We start from the raw sequence: 15,385 nt of genomic DNA on the forward strand, positions 1-15,385 counted from the left end.
GCCGGGTCAGCGACCGGCGCCGGCGAGCAGGCGCGTGGCCGGGGTTTCGGCGATCGCCAGCAGCAACCGCTCCAGCAGCTGCCAGGGGTCGCCCGGGCCGCGGCCCTTGGCCGCGCGGTCGATGCGCGAGGCGTAGGCGGCGAAGCGGTTCCAGCGCAGCGGCGCGGCGTGGCGCTGCAGCGCGCGCTTGAACGGCGCCTGCCGCGCTTCCCACAGGCCCTGCGCCTTCATTTCCGCTGCCAGGGCCTGCCCCGGACTCGATCCGGGGTTGGCGCCGCGCGCCTGCGCGCGCGCCAGCGCAGCGGCGCGCAGCAACTCGCGGATCACCATCGGCATCAGCCCGGCGACCTGCTCGCCCTCGGCGCGCAGGCCGGCGAGCATGCGCCGCACTTGCGCCGGCTGGCCGGACAAGGTCGACTCGATCAGGCGGAACACGTCGTAGCGCGCCGCATCGGCGACCAGCGACTGCATCGTCTCCAGGTCCAGCGTGCCTTCCGGCGCCAGCAGCGCAAGCTTGTCGATCTCCTGCGCGGCCGCCAGCAGGTTGCCCTCCACCCGCTCGGCCAGGCCCTGCACCGCATCGGGCGCGGCGCGCAGGCCGCGCTCGCGCAGGCGACGGTCGATCCAGCCGGGCAGCTCGTGCGGCTTGACCGCCCAGGCGATGGACACCACCCCGCGGCGCGAGACCGCATCGACCCACTTGCCGTGGTGGGCCTTGCTCCAGTCGCCGGCCACGATCATCAGGGTGACGTCGCCGGGCGGGTTGTCGCAGAACTCGTTGATCACTTCCGCGCCGGCCTTGCCCGGCTTGCCGCCGGGCAGGCGCAGTTCGATCAGGCGGCGGCTGCTGAACAGGCTGGGCGCGTTGAAGCTGGCCGACAGCGCGTCCCAGTCCGGGTCGCGGCCGTCGCCGTCGAACACCTCACGCTCGGCGCCCTCGGCGCGCGCGCGCGCGCGGACCGCGTCGGCGGCCTCGAGCACGTGCAGGGTCTCCGGGCCGGCGACCAGGTACACCGGCTGCAACGGCTGGCTGGCAGCCTGCGCGGCCAGCTGGTCGGGCCGCAGTTCCATCAGGGCGACGGCGGCGGGGTGGCGTCCGGCGACGCGGCCGGCGGCGGGGTCTCGGGCGCGGCGGCCGCACGGGCCAGGTCGGCGCGGACCACGCTGTCGATCCGGCGCAGGATCGAGGCGGCCATCTCCCGGCGCAGTTCGTCGGCCAGGATCTCGCGCTCGGTGCTGGTGCCGGTGGCGTCCTCAGGCGGCGAGACGTAGTCGCGCGACAACTCCACCACCTGCTGCGGCACCAGTTCGCGGCCGTCGGCCAGGCGGAAGGTGAAGACGGTGGCGTAGCGCAGGCTGAACTCCTGCGCGCGGCCCTGTTCGTCGATCGCGATCGGCAGGTCGCCCCAGCGCTCGGACAGGACCTCCAGCCGCGCCATCTTCGCCTCCGCGTCGACGGTCATGTCCTGCCTGCGCGGGGCGACGGTGGCGCCTGCGTTGCGCAGGTTGCGCTCCAGGATCGTCACCAGCTCGCTGAACGGCGTGGTCGAGATCACCTGCACCGGTGGCGTGTCCGCCGGCAGCGCCAGCTTGTCGCGCAGGTGGAACCCGCAACCGGCCAGGGCCAGGACGAGCAGGACGGACAATGCGTTTCGAATCATGGGCGCAAGTCTGGACGAGCCGACCGGGAGCGGCAACAGGCGGCAAGCCTGCCCGACCCCGCGTGAACAGGGTGCGCGCGATCGGCCACATCCTTGCATCCCCATCCGCGCCATGCGCGGATCGCCCCCGGCTCTGCGAAGGCAGGGCCGCTAAAATGGGGTCAGGTTCATTTTCTTCTCGGGGAAAATGAACCTGACCCCATTTTGGCGATGCAGGATGGAGGTGCAAGCCAAGATTCCGTGCGGCGGAGCCTTGGGGTTGAACCGCCTTCGACGGTTCAACCCGCCACGATGTTCACGATTTTCCCTGGCACCACGATCACTTTGCGCACGGTGAGGCCTTCCAGGTATTTGGCCGTGTTCGGTTCGACCCTGGCCAGGGCCTCGACCTGCTCGCGCGGCGCGTCGGCGGCCACTTCGATCGTGCCGCGCAGCTTGCCGTTGACCTGCACCGCCAGGGTCACCGCGTCGCGCACCAGTGCGGCCGGGTCGGCCTGCGGGAACGGCACGTCCTCCAGCAGCGTCTCGGCGTGGCCCAGCAACTGCCACAGCGCGTGGCTGGAGTGCGGGGTGATCGGGTTGAGCAGCAGCACCGCCGCCTCCAGCGCCTCCTGGCGCACGGCGCGGCCCTGGGCGCTGGCGCCGTCGAACTTCGCTACCGCGTTCATCAGTTCCATCACCGCGGCGATGGCGGTGTTGAAGCTGTGCCGGCGGCCGTAGTCGTTGCCGACCTTGTCGATGGTCTCGTGGGTCTTGCGGCGCAGCGCCTTCTGCCCGGCATCCAGCGCGGCGGCGTCCAGCGCCGGGGCCGCGGCTTCGGCGGCGTGGCTTTCATCGGCGTGCCTCTGCACCTGGGTCCACAGCCGGCGCAGGAAGCGGGCCATGCCGTCCACGCCGGCCTCGTTCCACTCCAGCGACTGCTCGGGCGGGGCGGCGAACATCGAGAACAGGCGCACGGTGTCGGCGCCGTACTTGTCGACCATCGACTGCGGGTCCACGCCGTTGTTCTTGGACTTGGACATCTTCTCGACCGGGCCGATCTCCACCGGCCGGCCGTCGCTGCGCAGGATCGCGCCGACCACCCGCCCCTTGTCGTCGCGCCGCACGTCCACGTCGGCCGGGTTGATCCAGTCCTTCGAGCCGTCGGGGTTGCCGCGGTAGAAGGTCTCGGCGATGACCATGCCCTGGGTCAGCAGGTTGGTGGCCGGCTCGTCGCTGTCCACCAGCCGCGCGTCGCGCAGCAGCTTGTGGTAGAAGCGGAAGTACATCAGGTGCAGGATCGCGTGCTCGATGCCACCGATGTACTGGTCCACCGGCAGCCAGTAGTTGCCACGCTTGTCGACCATGTCCCTGGCTTTCGGGGACGTATAGCGCGCGTAGTACCAGCTCGACTCCATGAAGGTGTCGAAGGTGTCGGTCTCGCGCTCGGCCGCGCCGCCGCAGTCCGGGCAGGCGGTCTTGCGCCATTCCGGGTCGGTCTTGATCGGCGAGCCCGTGCCGCTGAACTCCACGTCCTCCGGCAGCACCACCGGCAGCTGGTCCTCCGGCACCGGAACCGCGCCGCAGCGCTCGCAGTAGATCACCGGGATCGGGCAGCCCCAGTAGCGCTGGCGGCTCACGCCCCAGTCGCGCAAGCGGTAGTTGACCCGGCGCTGGCCGCGACCCTGGCGCTCGAAGCGCTCGGCCAGGGCCTCGAACGCGCCCCAGTAGTCCAGCCCGTCGAACTCGCCGGAGTTGACCAGCTCCAGGTCGGCGCGGGTCTTGTCGGCGTACCAGTCGCGCCAGGTCGTCGTGTCCCAGGCCTTCTCGTCCTCGTTGCGCGGCTGCTTCAGCGCGATCACCTGCACGACCGGCAGCGCGTACTTGTTGGCGAACTCGAAGTCGCGCTGGTCGTGCCCGGGCACGGCCATCACCGCGCCGGTGCCGTAGCCCATCAGCACGAAGTTGGCCACCCACACCGGCACCTGCTCGCCGGTGACCGGATGCACCGCCCTCAGGCCGGTGTCCATGCCGCGCTTCTCCTGGGTCTCCAGCTCGGCCTCGGACACGCCGCCGTGCTTGAGCTCTTCCAGGAACGCGGCCAGCGCCGGGTTCGACGCCGCCACCTTCTGCGCCAGCGGATGCTCGCTGGCGATGGAGACGAAAGTCACGCCCATCAGCGTGTCCGGGCGGGTGGTGAACACCGTCAGCGGCTCCAGCGCGCTGCCGGCCGCGTCGACCACGTCGAAGCGGATCTCCAGGCCCTCGGAGCGGCCGATCCAGTTGCGCTGCATGGTCTTGACCGATTCCGGCCAGCCCGGCAGGCCGTCCAGGCCGTCCAGCAGCTCCTGGGCATAGTCGGTGATGCGCAGGAACCACTGCGGGATCTCGCGCTTCTCCACCAGCGCGCCCGAGCGCCAGCCGCGGCCGTCGATCACCTGCTCGTTGGCCAGCACGGTCTGGTCGACCGGGTCCCAGTTCACCACCGAGTTCTTGCGGTAGGCCAGGCCCTTGCGCATCAGCCGGGTGAACATGCGCTGCTCGTGCACGTAGTAGTCCGGCGAGCAGGTGGCGAACTCGCGCGACCAGTCGATGGCGTAGCCCAGCGACTTGAGCTGTCCGCGCATGTGCGCGATGTTGGCGTAGGTCCACTTGGCCGGCGCGGTCCGGTTCTTGATCGCCGCGTTCTCCGCCGGCAGGCCGAATGCGTCCCAGCCCATCGGCTGCAGCACGTTGTGGCCGGTCATGCGCTTGTAGCGGCTGATCACGTCGCCGATGGTGTAGTTGCGCACGTGGCCCATGTGCAGCGCGCCGGACGGGTACGGCAGCATCGACAGGCAGTAGTACTTGGGCTTGTCGGAGGCCTCGTCGACCTCGAAGGCGCGGGTGGCGTCCCAGAACTGCTGTGCGGCGGATTCGACCGAACGGGGATCGTAGGCGGAGGCGTTTTCGGGGACGGCGGACATTGCGGGTCGCGGCGGCTGCGGCAAAGTCGCCAAGGGTACCGCAGTGCAGCATCCCGCTCCACTTGAGCCGCCGGTGCCGCCGGCGCCCATCCGCGCGTGCACGCGCCCGCCTTCACTGCCGCTAACATCGGCGCCTCCGTCCTTCCGCCCCGGACCACTCCATGCGCGCCACCCTGCTGTCGCTGGCCCTGCTCTTCCCGTCCGTCGCCGTCGCCGCACCGGCCGTCGACGCCGCCCGCGAGCTGCACTGCGGCAAGCTGTTCGACGCCCGCAGCGGCCGGCTGCTGGGGCCGCATACGGTGCAGGTGCGCGACGGCCGGATCCAGGGCGTGAGCGCCGGCATCCCGGCCATCCCGGCCGGCACCGCACTGGACCTGCGCGGCCACACCTGCCTGCCCGGCTGGACCGACCTGCACGTGCACATGGGCAGCCAGTCCAGCCCGCAGAGCTATTCGGAAGGCTTCCGCCTGGACCCGGTGGACTTCGCCTTCCGCAGCGTCGGCTACGCCGAGAAGACCCTGCTGGCCGGCTTCACCAGCGTGCGCGACCTCGGTGGCGAGGTGGCCCCGCACCTGCGCGACGCGATCGCCCAGGGCCTGGTCAAGGGCCCGCGGATCTTCGCCGCCGGCAAGTCGATCGCCACCACCGGCGGCCACGCCGACCCGACCAACGGCTGGAACCACATGCTCTCGGAACTGGCCGGCGCACCGGGCCCGACCGAGGGCGTGGTCAATTCCGTCGACGACGCCCGCCAGGCGGTGCGCCAGCGCTACAAGGACGGCAGCGACGTGATCAAGATCACCGCCACCGGCGGCGTGCTCAGCTACGCCCGTTCCGGCGACGCGCCGCAGTTCACCGTCGACGAGGTCAAGGCGGTGGTCGACACCGCCCGCGACTACGGCTACCGCGTGGCCGCGCACGCGCACGGCACCGAGGGCATGAAGCGCGCGGTCATGGCCGGGGTGACCAGCATCGAGCATGGCACCCAGATGACCGACGAAGTCATGCGCCTGATGAAGCAGCACGGCACCTGGTACGTGCCGACCATCTACGCCGGCCGCTTCGTCGCCGACAAGGCCAGGATCGACGGCTACTTCCCCGAGGTGGTGCGGCCGAAGGCGGCGCGGATCGGCGCCCAGATCCAGGACACCTTCGCCCGCGCGTACAAGGCCGGGGTGAAGATCGGCTTCGGCACCGACATGGGCGTGGGTCCGCATGGCGACAACGCGCGCGAGTTCGTCTACATGGTCGAGGCCGGCATGCCCGCCGCCGCCGCGCTGCAGAGCGCCACGATCCGCGCCGCCGAGGTGCTGGGCGTGGACGACCAGGGCGTGATCGAGGCCGGCAAGCGCGCCGACATCGTCGCCGTGCCCGGCGACCCACTGGCCGACATCGGCGTGGTCATGGACGTGGCCTTCGTGATGAAGGACGGCGTGGTCTACAAGGCGCCGCGGGCCGGCGACGCCGATGCGGCGGGCTCGCCATGAGCGGCGAATGGATCGGCTACGTGGCCGCGATGCTCACCACCGGGGCCTTCGTGCCGCAGGCGGTCAAGACCCTGCGCACGCGCGACACCAAGGCGATCTCGCTGGGCATGTACGTGGTGTTCACCCTCGGCCTGTGCTTCTGGCTGGCCTACGGCATCTACCTCGGTTCCTGGCCGATGATCCTGTCGAACGTGGTGACGCTGGTGCTGGCTGCGTTGATCCTGGGGCTCAAGCTGCGCCACGGCTGAATCCGCCATGGCTTACCCCTGCAGAACGCGCTTCTTGTAGGAGCCCACTTCAGTGGGCGACACGGGCGTCGGGAATACGACGGCGTCGCCTGTACCGACGGCGCCGTGTCGCCGGCTGAACCCGGCTCCTACAACAGCCGCGGCGCGCCCTCCTGTAGGAACTGACTTCAGCCGGTGACACGGGTATCGGGACCACGAAGCCGTCGCCTGGGCCAATAGCGCCGTGTCGCCCACTGAAGCCAGCTCCTACACATCACGGCGAAGCGGCGCCGCAGCTGCCAGCACACCCCAACCCAACCAGGCCGCGAACGCGATGCGCTGCGCCAGCGCCGCGCCGACCCAGTCGGCACCGAGGAAGCCGCCGGCCACCACCAGCGCGCCGGCCAACGCAGTGAGCACGGCGAAGCGGCGCCAGCCGGCTGCGCGCCACAGGCCGGCGGCCAACAGCAGCGCCCCCAGCGGGAACGCCAGCGCCCACACCAGCCAGGCGGTGGCGTGCCAGCGGCTGGCGCCGGCGTCGAGGGCCTCCATGTCCAGCGGCAACAGGCCCTGGGCGGCGAACGCCAGCGCCCCCAGCAGCGCCAGCTGCGCTCCGACCCGCAGCAGCCAGCCGCTGTCCGCCGGCAGCCGCTGGCGCAGTGCCAGCGCGATCCAGGCGCCGGCCAGTCCCGGCAGCACGAACGCGAACAGCCCGAACAGCGTCCCGGCCGTTTCCAGCTGCCGTGCGCCGAGCAGCGCCAGCGGATGACGCAGGTGCGAATAGCCGTCGGTGGCCAGCCCCGCCAGCACGGCGGCGAGCACGAAGCTGGCGACGGCGGCCAGCGCGGCGGGGGTGAGGAATCGTGCGGCCAGGTTCATGCGTGCCTCCAGTGGAAGACCTCCTCCACCCCGACGCCGAACGCGCGGGCGATGCGGAAGGCCAGTTCCAGCGACGGAGCATAGCGCCCCGCCTCCAGCGCGATGATGGTCTGCCGGGTGACGCCGCACGCGTCGGCCAGTGCCTGCTGGGTCATCTCGCCGCGCTCGAAGCGCCAGCGGCGGATGTCGTTGCCGACCGGCGTCGCGCTCATGGGTGGTCGCGCCGGTACGAGACCGCCACCACCAGGTGCGCCACTACATTGGCCGCGATCACGCCCAGAACCAGCACGCCGGACAGCCGCAGCGGCTGCGCCAGCAGCAGCTCGCGCAGCGGCGCGATCGCCAGCGCGACCGCCACGCCCACCATCCAGGCGCTGGCGGCCAGGCGGAAGCCGCGGTCGCCGCGGGCCAGGAACGCGTGGTCGCGTTCGTCCTCCAGTATCCGCCTCGGCCGCGCCTCGTCGTAGAGGGCCCGGCGGCGGAAACCCCAGGACAAGGCCAGGACCGGTACCACCGCCGCGAACGGGAACAGGCGCCCCGGTCCGACCACCACGGCGATGGCGGTGAACAGGCCCAGCCCGGCCATGCCGGCGGCCCAGTTGCGCGCGAAGCGCTCGCCGAAGGCAGGTTCGCGGGCGCTCATGCCCGCGCTCCCCGCCGGTCGGCCAGGTACATCCACGCCGTGGCCGCGTATTCCACCAGCCAGTGCCACATCAGCGCGAACACCAGCAGGTTGGCGATCATGAAATGCGTGGCCCATTGCAGCCGTTCCCAGGGCGAGAAGCCCAGCATCACCGCGATGCCGATCACGCAGGACACCAGCGCACCGCGGCCCCAGGCGGCGGCCCTGGCTTCGATCTCGCGGTCGCGCTCGTCCTCCTCGACCCGGCCTTTCCAGCGCGCGGACAGAACCCAGGTCAGCACCGTCCACACCACCAATAGCAACACCAGGCTGCGCACCACCGCGCCGGCGGCTGGATCGCCCCAGTCGGTGCCGGAGAACACGTGGATGCGGGACAGGAAATAGACCACGCCCAGCAGCATGAAGCCGGTGCCGATCCAGGCCCTCCATTCGGCCGGCGACGCGCCCTCCAGGCGCTCGCGCGGGACCCGCGACAGCAGCAGCAGCGCGGCGACCGTGCCGGCCACCAGCACCGCCATGCCCAGTGGACCGGGATCGATGCCGAGCAGGGTCCGCGGCCCGGCGAGCATCGCCCACAGGCCGAAGGCCACCAGCGGCAGCAGCAGGATCCAGAGCTTCTTCACCACCATGTTCATCGGGTAATCTCCACCGGACACAATGTAATATTCACATTACATCGTCACGAGCCGATGTCAAGTACACATTACATCCGCTTGTAAGCTCCCCGGCCCGGCACCATCTCGGCGCCATCCCCACCTCCGGACACCCCCATGGCCGACCTGCCCCACGTCATCGACGTCACCACCGACACCTTCGAAACCGAAGTGCTGCAGCAGTCGCTGCAGACACCGGTGCTGGTCGATTTCTGGGCGACCTGGTGCGGGCCGTGCAAGTCGCTGACCCCGATCCTGGAGAAGCTGGCCGGCGAATACGGCGGCGCCTTCGTCCTGGCCAAGGTCGACGTCGACCAGGAGCAGCAGATCGCCGCCGCGTTCCAGATCCGCTCGGTGCCGACCGTGTTCCTGCTGGTCGGCGGGCAGCCAGTGGACGCCTTCCAGGGCGCACTGCCTGAGGGCCAGCTGCGCCAGTTCCTGCAGCAGCACGGGATCGAACCGCTGGCGGACACGATCGCCGAACCGGAGGAACTGGCCCCGCTCGACCCGCACGCCGAGGTGGTGCGCCTGCGCAAGGCCGCGGAGGCCGAACCGGACAAGGACGAACTGAAGCTGGACCTGGCGTTGGCGCTGCTGAAGACCGGCGCCGCCGGCGAAGCCGAGCAGCTGCTCGACGCGCTGCCGGCCAACCTGGCCACCGACGACCGCAGCGTGCGCGCCCGCGCGCGGCTGGGCTTCGCCGCGCTGCTCAAGGACGCCCCGCCGGCGGCGGTGCTGGAACAGGCCATCGCCGCCAACGCCGACGACCTCAAGGCCCGCCACCTGCTGGCCGTGCACCACCTGGTCGGCGGCGACGCGGCGAGCGGGCTGGAGCAGCTGATCGAGATGCTGCGCCGCGACCGCGGCTACGAAGACGGCCTGCCGAAGAAGGCGCTGATCGACGCCTTCCGCATCGTCGAGGACGAGGACCTGGTCGGGCAGTACCGGCGGAAGATGGCGTCGCTGCTGTTCTGAGTCTCGGGCGGTGCGTGGCCAACGCTGCGGCACGCTTCCGCGTACCCGGCGGGCACGCCGCTGGCTTCTGTTCTTGCCGTCGTCCCGGCGAAAGCCGGGACCCAGTGACTTCCGTGCGCCCCGGTTACCGAATCAAACGGCCAAGTCGCTGGGTCCCGGCTTTCGCCGGGACGACGGAGCGAGGGATACCCGCCACCCCGTGACAACCGGCATTGTCCGTGCGCTTGCACATCGCGTGCCGCCACACGCTACATCCCGCGGAACCGGTGCAGGAACGCGCCACTGACCGGCAGCCGCTCCGCATGGCCCTTCAGGCTCAGGCTGTGCCGGCCCAGCTCGTTCTTCGACACCCGGTCGATCGCCTGCACCCGCACCACCGTGCCGCGGTGCACCTGCCAGAACTCGTCCGGATCCAGCCCGGCCAGCAGCTCCTTGAGCGGGGTGCGGATCACGCCTTCTCCGTCGGCCGTCACCACCCGCACGTACTTCTCCTGCGCCTGGAAGAACAGCACCTCGCCGATGCCGATCATGCGCACGCTGTCGCCGGCGCTGGCGGTGATCCAGCGGATCAGCCGCTCGCCCTGCGGACGCAGCCGCGATTCCAGGTCGTCGATCAGCGCGCGCAGGTCCGGCCCGCCGGTCCGGGCCCGGCGTTCGTCCAGGCGTCCACGCACGCGCGCCACCGCCTGCTCCAGTCGCGCCGGCTGCACCGGCTTGAGCAGGTAGTCGGCCGCGCCGGCCTCGAAGGCGCGCACCGCGTAGTCGTCGTAGGCGGTGGTGAACACCACCAGCCCGCCCCGTTCCACCACCGCGCGCGCCACGTCCAATCCGCTCACGCCCGGCATGCGGATGTCCAGGAAGGCGACCGCCGGCCGCTGCGCTTCGACCGCCTCCAGCGCCGACACGCCGTCCTCGCAGACCGCGACGATGTCCAGTTCCGGCCAGGCCTGTTGCAACTGCTCGTGCAGCGCGCGCCGCTGCGGCGCCTCGTCCTCGGCGATCAGTGCGGTGACGGCAGGAACGGCGCTCATGCGTCGTTCTCCGTCGCCGCGCACGGCACCTCGATTTCGGCGACCACGCCGCGCTCCCCGCCCGGCCGCAGCTGCAGGCCGGCCTGCGCGCCGAAGCGCTGCGCCAGCTGTTCGCGCACGTTGGCCAGGCCCATGCCGCCGCCGACCCCGGGTTGCAGGCCCGCGCCATCGTCGGCCACGCGGATGCGCAGGCGCCCGCCCTCGCGCACGGCCGACACTTCGATCCGCCCGGGACCGGGCCGCGGTTCGATGCCGTGCTTGATCGCGTTCTCGACCAGCGTGATCAGCAGCGACGGCGGGAACGGCAGCGCGCGCAAGCCCTCGTCCGCCCGCACCGTGTACGACAGCCGGCCGCCCATGCGCACCTGCATCAGCGCAAGGTAGCTGGCGCAGATGTCCAGCTGCTGGCCCAGGGTCGAATGCAGGCCGCGGTCGTCGCGCAGCTTGGGGATGGTCGCACGCAGGAACGCCACCAGCGCGTCGAGTGTGGCCTCGGCCTGGGCCGGATCCTGGCGCACCAGCGCCCGCACCGAGGCCAGCGTGTTGAACAGGAAGTGCGGCTCCACCTGCGCCTGCAGCACGCCCAGGCGCAGGTCGGTTTCGCGCACGCGGCCGGCCATCTCGTCCAGCTTGCGCGCATGTCGGTGCTCGTCCCAGCGGCGGCGCTCGCTGAAGTAGGCGCGCAGCGCCAGGCCGCCGCCGAACAGTCCATAGATCACCACCAGCGTGGCGACATTGATCGCCAGCAGGAGCGCCTTCAGCAACGGCCCGGCTGCCGGCGGCTGCGGCTGGACGCCCATCGCCAGCATGCCCGGCGCAATGAGCGACTGCACGTAGGCCGAGGCCACGCGGTCGATGAAGAAGCTCAGCAGCATCCCGACCAGCACCGCCAGGACGATGGCCTTGCGCTCGCGCGGCCCGGGCCAGCGCAGGTGGCGCACGGCCGTGGCCAGTGCCGGGCCCAGGGTGGCCATGAGGCTGAAGGCGGTGAACTGGGTCAACGCGACCTTCAGCGCCACGCCGGCCTCCTGCGTGGCCAGTCCGGTGGCGGCGCCGATGAAGGCCGCCACCACGGCGATCACGCTGCAGAACAGCAGGCTGCGCCCGGCCAGCCAGCGCAGGCTGAACACCGGGTAGCGGCGGTAGCGGCCCCATACCGCGTTGTCGCCGACCAGCACCTCGGCCGGCAGCACCTGCCGCAGCGGGTAGTCGGGCGCGCGTGGCGCGCGGCGCGCCGGCTCAGGCATCTGTTCCCGTCCGCGGACTGCGTCCGAACACGGCGAGCGACGCGGCGAAAGCACCGGCGGCGGCCACCGGCAGCGCCAGCGGCCACGGACCGGCCTGCAGCAGCGCGGGCAACAGCAGGAACGTCGCTGCCGCCGCCACCGCGGCAAGCAACCGCAGCGCGACCGGGAGGCGATAGAGGGCGGAAAGCCTGTGCATGGTTCGAGCTCCTTGCGGGGATGCGATGGGACGGGTAGGCCGGCAGGCCCGATTCTCCGGTGCCTGCCGCCGCGGTCAATGCCGGCGCTTGCCGCGCAGCACCTGGCCGGCCTGGTGCAACTCCAGCGACTCCACCTGGCCGCCGGCGTCGCGCAGGAAACGGATCTCGATGCCGTAGGCCGGCGCCTCGAAGGTGTCGGCCGCGTTCGCTTCCAGCGGGAACGCGCCCTGCCCGGTCGCCTGCGCATGCAGCACGCCGTTCTGCTCGCGCACGTTCAGCGAGAACGACGGCATCAAGGGATAGTCGCCGGCGTAGGCCGCCAGGTCGGCGGGCGACAGCGCCGGCGCCGCGGCCGCCGTGCGGTCGATGCGGACCGCCGGGATCACCCCACCCATCTGCGTCCAGGTGAAGTCGTAGCTGCCGTCGGCCCGGCGCTGCGGGCTCAGCAATGCATCAACCTCCCGCGGGAAGAAGTCGCCGGCATCGTCATGGCCCATCGCGAACTCGTCCTGGCCGTCAGCCTGGACGTACAGGCGGCCGTCGCGCGCGCGCAGGGTCATCTTCATCGCGCCCTGCAGCTTGTACTCGCCGGCCAGCGCCTCCAGCAGCGCCGGATCGGCGGCAATCTCCCGGCGCGGCTTGCCCAGCGGGAACGAGGCGTCGACCAGGTGCAGGCCGAGGCTGCCCAGGCTGCCGATCGAATGCCAGGCGGTATCCGACAGCACCACCACGCCGCGCTGCCGCTGCGGATCGAGCGAGGCGAACGCGGAGAAGCCGCCGGTGCCGCCCTCGTGCATCAGCACGGTGCGGTCCTTGACCGGTACCCGCTTCCAGTTCATGCCCATCGGCGGCTGTTCCGACACTGGGGCATGGGTCGCCTCCAGCGCGGTGCGGATCGGCGCATCGATCCGCCCGAGTCCACCCTGCATGTAGCGGACCATGTCGTCGAGCGTGGCGCGCACCCCGCCGGTGCCGGCCAGGTTGGTGGCGAAATGCCAGGGCGAGGCGGGCCGCGCGTTCGGGGTGTGGCCGACGGCTACGCGCACATCGGCCGGTGGATCGTTGACGTAGGCGTGCGCCATGCCCAGCGGCGCGAACAGCTCGCGCCGGGCCAGGCTCTCGAAATCGGTGCCGGCACGGCGCGCGACGGCATAGGAAAGCAGCATCGAGGCGAAGTTGGAGTACACGAACTCCGTACCCGGCGCGGCGGCCAGCCTGGCGTCGCCGAGCGAGGCCAGCAGCGCGGCCTCGTCGAGGTTGGCGTACGGGTCGTCCATGCTGGTGGCGCCCAGCCGCGAGGGCAGCGCCGGCAGGCCGGAGGTGTGGTTGACCACGTGCCGCAGCAGGATCGGCTGGCCCTGCCAGTCGGGGACCTGGGTGCCGGCCGGCAGCCACGAGGCCAGGGTGTCGTCGAGCGAGCCTTGGCCCTGTTCGATCAGCCGCGCCAGCAGCGCGGCGGTCATGGTCTTGCTGACCGAGCCGATCTCGAACGCGGAGTCCGCGCCGATGCGCTTGGCATCGGCATCGTCGGCGCACTGGAAGGTGCGGGCGACGCGGTCCTGCTCGACCACCGCCACGGCCATGCACGCGCCGGTGCGGTCGCCCTGCAGGCGCTGGCGGACGACGTCGGCCAGCGCGGCGTCGGTCATGGCGTGGGCAAGGCCGGGTACGGCGATCGCGGCGGCCAGGGCGGCGGCGAGCGCGGCGGGACGGTTGTTCATGCGGCACCTCCTGTCGGGATGGGGCCATGCTGCATGCCCCGGCGTGCGCCGTGCGGTCTTGCGACGGACACCCCGCGATCGGCGACGAACCCGGCCCCGGCCCCGATGGAAAGCCGAGGCGTCCCCGGTGCATGCCCGGCCCAAGCGGCTCCACAGCCATAGCACTGCGCATTCCCAGTCCCGTCGTCCCCGCGCAGGCGGGGACCCAGCGACTTGCGCTCTTCGGAAAAGCGGCTTGGGCTGGCTCAAAGCCACTGGGTCCCCGCCTGCGCGGAGACGACGGCAGCCTCTTTGCTGAGCCGGCAGGAAGGCGGGCAGGCGTCCGAACCCGCGCAACCGCCTACGACTGCTGCTCAATCCTCCAGCAACCGCGCCACCGCCTGCCGATAGCGCGCCGCGATCGCCTCGCGGTCGCGGTGGCAGCCGTCGGCGACCACCGCATCGCCGGCCACCCGCACCTCGCGCACCAGGTTGCGGTTGCCTGCGAACAGCCAGCGGTCGACCACGTCCTGCGGCCGTGCCCCGGCAAAGGCCGGCGCCTTCTTGTCCAGCACGATCCAGTCGGCCGCCTTCCCCGGCGCCAGCGCGCCGACCGGCTGGCCGGTGGCGTGGGCGCCGCTGGCCAGGGTGCCGTGCAGCAGGGTCTCGCCCACGCTGCCGTTGTCCGGGCGCACGGCGATGTTGCGGTGGCGGGTGTGCAGGCGCTGGCCGTATTCGAGCCAGCGCAGTTCCTCCACCGGCGACACCGACACGTGCGAATCCGAGCCGATGCCCCAGGCGCCGCCGGCGCCGAGGTAGTCGCGCAGCGGGAACAGGCCATCGCCCAGGTTGGCCTCGGTGGTCGGGCAGATCGCCACCGTCGCGCCGCTGCGGGCGATGCCGGCGATCTCCTCCGCGGTCAGGTGGGTGGCGTGGACCAGGGTCCAGTGCGCGTCGACCGGGGCATGCTCGAGCAGCCACTCCACCGGCCGCGCGTCGCGCACCGCCAGGCAGTCCTGCACTTCGCCGACCTGCTCGGCGATGTGGATGTGCAGCGGGGTCCCGGCCGGCAGCGCCGCCAGCGCCATGTCCATCGCCTCCGATGGCACCGCGCGCAGGCTGTGGAAAGCCACGCCCACGCGCAGCGTCGCGTCCTCCAGCGCACGCAGCGACTCGAACAGGCGCAGGAAGCCGTCGAGGTCGTGGCCGAAGCGGCGCTGGCGCTCGGACAGCGGCCGCCGGTCGAAGCCGCCGGCCATGTACAGCACCGGCAGCAGGGTCAGGCGGATGCCGGTGTCGCGCGCGGCGGCGATCAGCGCCTTGGACATCGCCGCCGGGTCGGCATACGGCCGGCCGTCGGGCGCGTGGTGCAGGTAGTGGAACTCGCAGACCGTGGTGTAGCCCGCCTCGAGCATCTCCGCGTACAGCTGCGCGGCCACCGCCTGCAGGCTGTCCGGGTCGAAGCGCGCGGCGATGCGGTACATGGTCTCGCGCCAGGTCCAGAACGAATCCTGGGCGTGGGTCTGGCGTTCGGCCAAGCCCGCCATCGCGCGCTGGAACGCATGCGAATGCAGGTTGGGAATGCCCGGCAGCACCCAGCCGCCGTCCCAGCTCGGCTCGGCGTCCAGCACCCGCGCGATGCGGCCGCCTTCAGCTTCCAGTCCGGCATCGCCCCGCCAGCCGGCCGGGGTCCACAGCAGCGAGGCGTCGCGCAGTTCGTCCATGCCGCATTCTCGCCCG

15 protein-coding genes are annotated in these 15,385 nt (G+C 71.6%); 3 read left to right on the top strand and 12 right to left on the bottom strand.

Annotated features, from left to right (window positions below):
• Positions 1–6: 6 nt before the first annotated feature.
• The 3 genes from holA to leuS all read right to left on the bottom strand — a co-directional run bounded on the left by holA (position 7) and on the right by leuS (position 4,606).
• On the bottom strand, positions 7–1,071 hold the full coding sequence (gene holA / locus WQ53_RS03300) for a DNA polymerase III subunit delta (RefSeq protein ID WP_052630379.1): 1,065 nt from the start codon (positions 1,069–1,071) through the stop codon (positions 7–9).
• Positions 1,071–1,661 (bottom strand): LPS assembly lipoprotein LptE, encoded by a 591-nt coding sequence (gene lptE, locus WQ53_RS03305; RefSeq protein WP_052630381.1) that lies wholly within the window; start codon positions 1,659–1,661, stop codon positions 1,071–1,073. The genes holA and lptE overlap by 1 nt, the downstream gene beginning before the upstream one ends.
• A gap of 278 nt (positions 1,662–1,939) precedes the next feature.
• Positions 1,940–4,606, bottom strand: coding sequence for a leucine--tRNA ligase (leuS, locus tag WQ53_RS03310; protein WP_052630383.1), 2,667 nt, complete (start codon positions 4,604–4,606; stop codon positions 1,940–1,942).
• Between the two features lie 161 nt (positions 4,607–4,767).
• Between leuS and WQ53_RS03315 the strand changes: the two genes are divergently transcribed.
• Both WQ53_RS03315 and WQ53_RS03320 read left to right on the top strand, forming a co-directional pair.
• A complete protein-coding gene (locus tag WQ53_RS03315; RefSeq protein WP_052630385.1) occupies positions 4,768–6,093 on the top strand; it encodes a metal-dependent hydrolase family protein in 1,326 nt (441 codons plus the stop codon).
• A complete protein-coding gene (locus tag WQ53_RS03320) occupies positions 6,090–6,341 on the top strand; it encodes a SemiSWEET transporter (protein WP_052630387.1) in 252 nt (83 codons plus the stop codon). The genes WQ53_RS03315 and WQ53_RS03320 overlap by 4 nt, the downstream gene beginning before the upstream one ends.
• Positions 6,342–6,587: 246 nt before the next feature.
• On the opposite strand, the gene WQ53_RS03325 is transcribed toward WQ53_RS03320, so the two are convergent.
• Genes WQ53_RS03325 through WQ53_RS03340 form a run of 4 tightly spaced genes read right to left on the bottom strand, consistent with a single transcriptional unit; the run spans position 6,588 to position 8,477 of the window.
• Positions 6,588–7,199 (bottom strand): DUF998 domain-containing protein, encoded by a 612-nt coding sequence (locus WQ53_RS03325; RefSeq protein ID WP_052630389.1) that lies wholly within the window; start codon positions 7,197–7,199, stop codon positions 6,588–6,590.
• Entirely contained in the window at positions 7,196–7,411 is a 216-nt protein-coding gene (locus WQ53_RS03330) for a helix-turn-helix transcriptional regulator (protein ID WP_052630391.1), read from the bottom strand. Before WQ53_RS03330 ends, WQ53_RS03325 begins: the two co-directional genes overlap by 4 nt.
• Complete coding sequence (locus WQ53_RS03335) at positions 7,408–7,842, bottom strand: hypothetical protein (protein ID WP_052630393.1); 435 nt, start codon at positions 7,840–7,842, stop codon at positions 7,408–7,410. The genes WQ53_RS03330 and WQ53_RS03335 overlap by 4 nt, the downstream gene beginning before the upstream one ends.
• Positions 7,839–8,477 carry a hypothetical protein gene (locus tag WQ53_RS03340; RefSeq protein ID WP_052630396.1) on the bottom strand — a complete coding sequence of 213 codons (639 nt, stop codon included), beginning with the start codon at positions 8,475–8,477 and terminating at the stop codon, positions 7,839–7,841. The genes WQ53_RS03335 and WQ53_RS03340 overlap by 4 nt, the downstream gene beginning before the upstream one ends.
• 135 nt (positions 8,478–8,612) lie before the next feature.
• Here WQ53_RS03340 and trxA point away from each other — a divergent pair, with 135 nt between their 5' ends.
• Positions 8,613–9,470: a thioredoxin gene (gene trxA / locus WQ53_RS03345; protein WP_052630399.1), complete on the top strand. Its 858-nt coding sequence runs from the start codon at positions 8,613–8,615 to the stop codon at positions 9,468–9,470.
• Positions 9,471–9,718: 248 nt separating this feature from the next.
• Here trxA and WQ53_RS03350 read toward each other — a convergent pair whose 3' ends face one another.
• From WQ53_RS03350 to WQ53_RS03370, 5 genes are all read right to left on the bottom strand, one after another.
• Positions 9,719–10,501 (bottom strand): LytR/AlgR family response regulator transcription factor, encoded by a 783-nt coding sequence (locus tag WQ53_RS03350; protein WP_052630401.1) that lies wholly within the window; start codon positions 10,499–10,501, stop codon positions 9,719–9,721.
• Positions 10,498–11,748 carry a sensor histidine kinase gene (locus WQ53_RS03355; protein ID WP_052630403.1) on the bottom strand — a complete coding sequence of 417 codons (1,251 nt, stop codon included), beginning with the start codon at positions 11,746–11,748 and terminating at the stop codon, positions 10,498–10,500. The genes WQ53_RS03350 and WQ53_RS03355 overlap by 4 nt, the downstream gene beginning before the upstream one ends.
• On the bottom strand, positions 11,741–11,944 hold the full coding sequence (locus WQ53_RS03360; RefSeq protein ID WP_052630405.1) for a hypothetical protein: 204 nt from the start codon (positions 11,942–11,944) through the stop codon (positions 11,741–11,743). The genes WQ53_RS03355 and WQ53_RS03360 overlap by 8 nt, the downstream gene beginning before the upstream one ends.
• Before the next feature lie 75 nt (positions 11,945–12,019).
• A complete protein-coding gene (locus WQ53_RS03365; protein ID WP_052630407.1) occupies positions 12,020–13,666 on the bottom strand; it encodes a serine hydrolase in 1,647 nt (548 codons plus the stop codon).
• 353 nt (positions 13,667–14,019) lie between these two features.
• Positions 14,020–15,369, bottom strand: a complete 1,350-nt coding sequence (locus WQ53_RS03370; protein WP_052630409.1) for a formimidoylglutamate deiminase — start codon at positions 15,367–15,369, stop codon at positions 14,020–14,022.
• Positions 15,370–15,385 lie beyond the last annotated feature (16 nt).

The organism is Pseudoxanthomonas suwonensis (genome assembly GCF_000972865.1).
Taxonomy (GTDB): Bacteria; Pseudomonadota; Gammaproteobacteria; order Xanthomonadales; family Xanthomonadaceae; genus Pseudoxanthomonas; species Pseudoxanthomonas suwonensis_B.

What these genes read in the sequence shown, in the direction of transcription:
- holA (WP_052630379.1), bottom strand. Translation starts at nt 1,071, where the DNA reads ATGGAACTGCGGCCCGACCAGCTGGCCGCGCAGGCTGCCAGCCAGCCG.
- lptE (WP_052630381.1), bottom strand. Translation starts at nt 1,661, where the DNA reads ATGATTCGAAACGCATTGTCCGTCCTGCTCGTCCTGGCCCTGGCCGGT.
- leuS (WP_052630383.1), bottom strand. Translation starts at nt 4,606, where the DNA reads ATGTCCGCCGTCCCCGAAAACGCCTCCGCCTACGATCCCCGTTCGGTC.
- WQ53_RS03315 (WP_052630385.1), top strand. Translation starts at nt 4,768, where the DNA reads ATGCGCGCCACCCTGCTGTCGCTGGCCCTGCTCTTCCCGTCCGTCGCC.
- WQ53_RS03320 (WP_052630387.1), top strand. Translation starts at nt 6,090, where the DNA reads ATGAGCGGCGAATGGATCGGCTACGTGGCCGCGATGCTCACCACCGGG.
- WQ53_RS03325 (WP_052630389.1), bottom strand. Translation starts at nt 7,199, where the DNA reads ATGAACCTGGCCGCACGATTCCTCACCCCCGCCGCGCTGGCCGCCGTC.
- WQ53_RS03330 (WP_052630391.1), bottom strand. Translation starts at nt 7,411, where the DNA reads ATGAGCGCGACGCCGGTCGGCAACGACATCCGCCGCTGGCGCTTCGAG.
- WQ53_RS03335 (WP_052630393.1), bottom strand. Translation starts at nt 7,842, where the DNA reads ATGAGCGCCCGCGAACCTGCCTTCGGCGAGCGCTTCGCGCGCAACTGG.
- WQ53_RS03340 (WP_052630396.1), bottom strand. Translation starts at nt 8,477, where the DNA reads ATGAACATGGTGGTGAAGAAGCTCTGGATCCTGCTGCTGCCGCTGGTG.
- trxA (WP_052630399.1), top strand. Translation starts at nt 8,613, where the DNA reads ATGGCCGACCTGCCCCACGTCATCGACGTCACCACCGACACCTTCGAA.
- WQ53_RS03350 (WP_052630401.1), bottom strand. Translation starts at nt 10,501, where the DNA reads ATGAGCGCCGTTCCTGCCGTCACCGCACTGATCGCCGAGGACGAGGCG.
- WQ53_RS03355 (WP_052630403.1), bottom strand. Translation starts at nt 11,748, where the DNA reads ATGCCTGAGCCGGCGCGCCGCGCGCCACGCGCGCCCGACTACCCGCTG.
- WQ53_RS03360 (WP_052630405.1), bottom strand. Translation starts at nt 11,944, where the DNA reads ATGCACAGGCTTTCCGCCCTCTATCGCCTCCCGGTCGCGCTGCGGTTG.
- WQ53_RS03365 (WP_052630407.1), bottom strand. Translation starts at nt 13,666, where the DNA reads ATGAACAACCGTCCCGCCGCGCTCGCCGCCGCCCTGGCCGCCGCGATC.
- WQ53_RS03370 (WP_052630409.1), bottom strand. Translation starts at nt 15,369, where the DNA reads ATGGACGAACTGCGCGACGCCTCGCTGCTGTGGACCCCGGCCGGCTGG.